The sequence below is a fragment of the Segatella salivae DSM 15606 genome, assembly GCF_000185845.1.
GTDB classification, from domain to species: Bacteria; Bacteroidota; Bacteroidia; order Bacteroidales; family Bacteroidaceae; genus Prevotella; species Prevotella salivae.
The window spans coordinates 344,708-345,994 of the sequence record NZ_GL629647.1 but is presented as its reverse complement, the minus strand read 5'-3'; the positions used below and the strand labels follow the sequence as shown (position 1 = coordinate 345,994).

General features: G+C 30.8%; 2 protein-coding genes. Both read left to right on the top strand.

Going from position 1 to position 1,287, the window contains the following annotated elements:
- Positions 1-733 (top strand): tetratricopeptide repeat protein (locus HMPREF9420_RS01515; RefSeq protein WP_044078672.1); only part of this gene is annotated, 733 nt, incomplete at its 5' end.
- Between the two features lie 26 nt (positions 734-759).
- Positions 760-1,287: phosphatase PAP2 family protein (locus HMPREF9420_RS01510; RefSeq protein WP_248628063.1), on the top strand; the 528-nt coding region annotated here is incomplete at its 3' end.

Below are 1,287 nucleotides of genomic sequence, written 5' to 3'. Positions count from 1 at the left end.
ATTCCTTTTATTCGTTTGTTTATTCTGTTCAACTTCTATAGATGCTACAAATGTGGATAATGCCAATAAGGCATACAAGGAAAAGAGATACCAACAAGCAATAAAAGATTACGAGCTGTTATTACGCACCCAAAGAACAGCTTCTCTTTATTACAATTTGGGGAATGCATATTATCGTACAGGAAATTATACTAAAGCTATCTTGAATTACGAGCGAGCTGCTAAAATTAATCCATCTGATCGTGATATAAAATTTAACTTACAATTTGTACGCGCCCAATTAAAAGATGGATTTATTGATGAAGATGAGTCCTTTCTTATGAAATGGTATAAGTCTATTATTAATGTAATGAGTATAGATTGTTGGGCTATATTGGGTATCATTAGTATTATCATAGCAATCTTTGGTTCTTTATCATATTTTTTCATGAGTTCAGTAGCTATAAGGAAGTATGGATTCTATATTTCATCAATAGGAATTGTACTATTTATACTAAGCACAATATTTGCAATCTCACGTAAATCTGTCATAACTGATAATAATTATGCGATTGTATTATCACCTATTGTGTATATAAAAAATGCACCAAATAAGACTGGTACAAATGAAATCCTTTTACATGAAGGAACAAAAGTTTATATTATTGATCGTACATTTAAGGATTGGTATAAAGTAAAGTTGTCTGATAATCGTGAAGGTTGGCTACCAATTCATAGTGTAGAAGAAATTTAATTATACATTGTATATTATTGGTTGCATTGAATATATCTGATTTTATAGACTTAGACAGACAGCTTTTGATTTTCATCAATGGCTATGATAATATAATGGTTAGTGGGGTTATGATGACCCTCACTAATGGTTTCTATTGGTTTCCGTTATATCTTTCGCTTTGTTATTTGATTATAAAAAATAACGAAACGATGGGACAAATCGTCTTAACTATTTCGGGATGCATTTTAGCTGTAGCTATGGCAGGTGGTATTGATGATTTATTGATTAAACCTTGGATTTCTCGTTTACGTCCATGTAATGATTTAGATATTAAATATTGTATTAATAATTTCATTTGGATGAATAAAAATCAATATAGTTTCTTCTCTGCACATGCAGCTAATACTTTTGCAATTGCTACATATTTAGCTTTCTTAATACGTAGTCGCCTCTTAAACATCGCATTATTTCTATGGGCTTTCTTAAATGGTATAACCAGAATTTATCTTGGAGTGCATTATCCAACAGATGTATTTGTTGGCATGATTTGGGGTGTTTTGTGTGGTATAGCT